The sequence below is a fragment of the Synechococcus sp. R55.2 genome (assembly GCF_047462075.1).
In the GTDB taxonomy this organism is placed as follows: Bacteria; Cyanobacteriota; Cyanobacteriia; order Thermostichales; family Thermostichaceae; genus Thermostichus.
On the sequence record NZ_JANSIH010000389.1, the window covers coordinates 1 to 3,036 of the forward strand.

Annotated in this window: 2 protein-coding genes; both read left to right on the plus strand. The window is 64.8% G+C overall.

What is annotated here, in order from left to right; translation table 11 throughout:
- On the plus strand, positions 1–1,187 hold a 1,187-nt coding region (locus NW838_RS12285), incomplete at its 5' end, for a hypothetical protein (protein WP_414428123.1).
- Positions 1,184–2,983: a translation elongation factor 4 gene (lepA, locus tag NW838_RS12290; RefSeq protein WP_414428124.1), complete on the plus strand. Its 1,800-nt coding sequence runs from the start codon at positions 1,184–1,186 to the stop codon at positions 2,981–2,983. The genes NW838_RS12285 and lepA, both read left to right, overlap by 4 nt.
- Positions 2,984–3,036 lie beyond the last annotated feature (53 nt).

Below are 3,036 nucleotides of genomic sequence, written 5' to 3' on the forward strand. Positions count from 1 at the left end.
TCAGCATGGCGGTGCTGGCAGCATATGCAGCGCAGGAGCCGCGCGCGTGGCGCACGGCGTTGGGCGTGTGGCTGGCGATTCTGGCGGGCGCGCTGCTGCTGACGCTAACGACGCTGCCTGCGGGTGTGTCGCGTGCGCCGTTGTGGGCGGGCATCGGCGCGAGCGCGCTTGTGCTGGCGGCGGTCGCGCTGGCGGTCGGGCTGGCGTGGCTGGGTCTGCCGCGCCTGCGCCATGCGCTGACGCCCGCAGGGTGGCTGAGCCTGCTGGCGCTTGCGCCCGTGGTCGTCTACGCGGTGGGCTACCCGTGGACGGCGCCGTTGCGGGCGGTGTTCGCCCCGCTGCCCGACCTGCCCGCGCTGAACATCGGCGAGCGCGTCGCGATTGTGAACACGCAGTGGAGCCTCTACGCGCCGCCGCCTGCCCGCATGCCGCCGAACACCGCCGCGATGTATCGCCTGCCCGAAGTCGGCGGCTACGACTCGCTGCTGCCCCGCCACGCGAAACGGTTTCTGGACCTGCTGAACGGGCAAGACAGCGCGCCGCCTGAGAACGGCAACATGTTGTTTGTGAAGCGGGTGCGCCCTGAGTTGGCATACCTGCGTGTGCGCGCCGTGCTGACGCCCGACGGCTGGGTTGAGTTGCCCCCCGCGCCCGTGCGCCTGCAGCCTGTCGAAGTGCTGCCCGACGAGGAGTCGGTCTGGGCGCGCCTGCAAGCGAACCCGTTCCCCGACGCCATACCCGTGTGGGGCGAAGAGGCGCGGAGTGCCGTGCAACAGTATGGGCGGGGTGCGCGTGTGCCCAACGCGCAGGTGGTGTGGGAAGAGTACGGCGGCAGTTGGCTGCGCCTGCGCGTAGTCAACCCGTCCCCGCAGACCGCGTGGCTGCTGATTACCGACACATGGTATCCCAGCTGGCGTGCGACGGTGAACCGCGAGCCTGTGCCCATCTTGCAGGCGAACGGCGCGTTCCGCGCGGTGCCCGTCCCGCCAGGCGAGTCGGTGGTGCAGATGGATTTCCAAACGCGCAACTGGTGGATTGTGTGGTTGGGCTGGATTCCCCTAATCGGGGCGCCGTTCCTTGCCAAACTTGTGGCGCCTCGGAAGCGTCTTTGGGCAGCCGAGACCGAGACGATTGCACGCTGTCTATCGCAAGGCGCGCTGCCATCAGGTACAATTCTGCCGCTATGAATCAGGCGTTGATACGCAACTTCTGTATCATTGCCCATGTTGACCATGGGAAGTCCACGCTTGCGGATCGCCTGCTGGAGTATACGGGGGCGATTCAGCGGGGCACACCCGTCGAGCAGGTGCTGGACACGATGGACTTGGAGCGCGAGCGGGGCATCACGATTAAGATGACCGCCGTGCGCCTGTCGTACACCGCCAAAGACGGCAAGACCTACCAACTGAACCTCATCGACACGCCGGGGCATGTGGACTTCACCTACGAGGTCTCGCGCAGCCTCGCCGCGTGCGAAGGCGCGATTCTGGTGGTGGACGCCGCGCAAGGCGTGGAGGCGCAGACCATCGCCAACACGAACCTTGCCTACAATCAGGGGCTGGCAATCGTACCCGTCATCAACAAGATTGACCTGCCCGCTGCCGAGCCTGAGCGCGTCAAAGAGGAGATGGAACACGCGCTGCTGATTGATCCCGCCGAAGTGATTCTCGCCAGCGCGAAGGAAGGTATCGGCATCGAGGAGATTTTAGAAGCCATCGTCGAGCGCGTGCCGCCCCCCAGCGGCGATCCGAACGCCCCGCTGCGCGCGCTGGTGTACGACTCGCACTACGACGCCTATGTCGGCGTGGTCGCCTATGTGCGCGTGGTGGACGGCAGCGTGCAACCTGGCGATAGGATTATGTTCATGTCCAACGGCAAGACCTTCGAGGTCGCCCAAGTCGGCTACTTCACGCCGAAACTGTGCCCTGCCGAGCGGCTGAACACGGGCGAGGTGGGCTACATCACGGCGTCTATCAAGTCGGTCAAGGACGCCCAAGTCGGCGACACGATTACCAACGCCGACCGCCCCGCCAAAGAGCCGCTGCCAGGCTTCCGCAAGGTCAAGCCGATGGTCTTCTGCGGGCTGTACCCCGTAGAGGGTGACAAGTACGCCGACCTGCGCGACGCTTTGGAGAAACTCAGCCTCAACGACGCGGCGATTACCTTCGAGCCTGAAAACAGCGCGGCGTTGGGGTTCGGCTTCCGCTGCGGCTTTCTGGGGCTGCTGCACATGGAAATCGTGCAAGAGCGGCTGGAACGCGAGTTCGGACTGGAACTTATCGCCACCGCGCCCAGCGTCGCCTACCGCGTCTACACCGAAGACGGCAAGGTGCTGGAAATCGACAACCCCACCCACTGGCCCAACCCCGGAAAAATCGACACGGTGGAAGAGCCGATTGTGAGCGCCACGGTGATGGTGCCCAACGACTATGTAGGGGCGGTGATGGACTTGTGCATGAATCGGCGGGGCGAGTTCGTGCGGATGGAGTACCCGACCCCGCAGCGCGTGATCCTGTATTACCGCCTGCCGCTGAGCGAGATTCTGCTGGACTTCTATGACCAACTGAAGACGCGCACGCGCGGCTACGCCTCGTTCGACTACGAGCCTGCGGGCTATCGCGAGGCGGATATGGTGAAGATCGACATCCTGATTAACGGCGACCCTGTGGACGCGCTGAGCTTCATCGCGCCGCGCGAGCGGGCGTACCCTCGCGCGCGCACGCTGGTGGAGAAACTCAAAGATGTCGTGCCGCGCCAGCAGTTCGAAGTGCGCATCCAAGCGGCAATAGGCGCGCGGGTGATTGCCTCTGAGACCATCAAGCCGTTCCGCAAAAATGTGATTGCCAAGTGCTACGGGGGCGACATCACGCGCAAGCGCAAACTGCTGGAGCGCCAGAAAGAGGGCAAAAAGCGCATGAAGCAGGTCGGCGCGGTCGAGGTGCCGCAGGAGGCGTTCCTCAGCGTGCTGAAGGTGAGCGACTAACCCGCGTGGTACAATACCGCCGTGTTCGCGCGGCAAGAGGTGCTGAATACGGA

Bases quoted from the DNA above. Each gene is read 5' to 3' on its own strand.
- lepA (WP_414428124.1), top strand. From the start codon at position 1,184: ATGAATCAGGCGTTGATACGCAACTTCTGTATCATTGCCCATGTTGAC.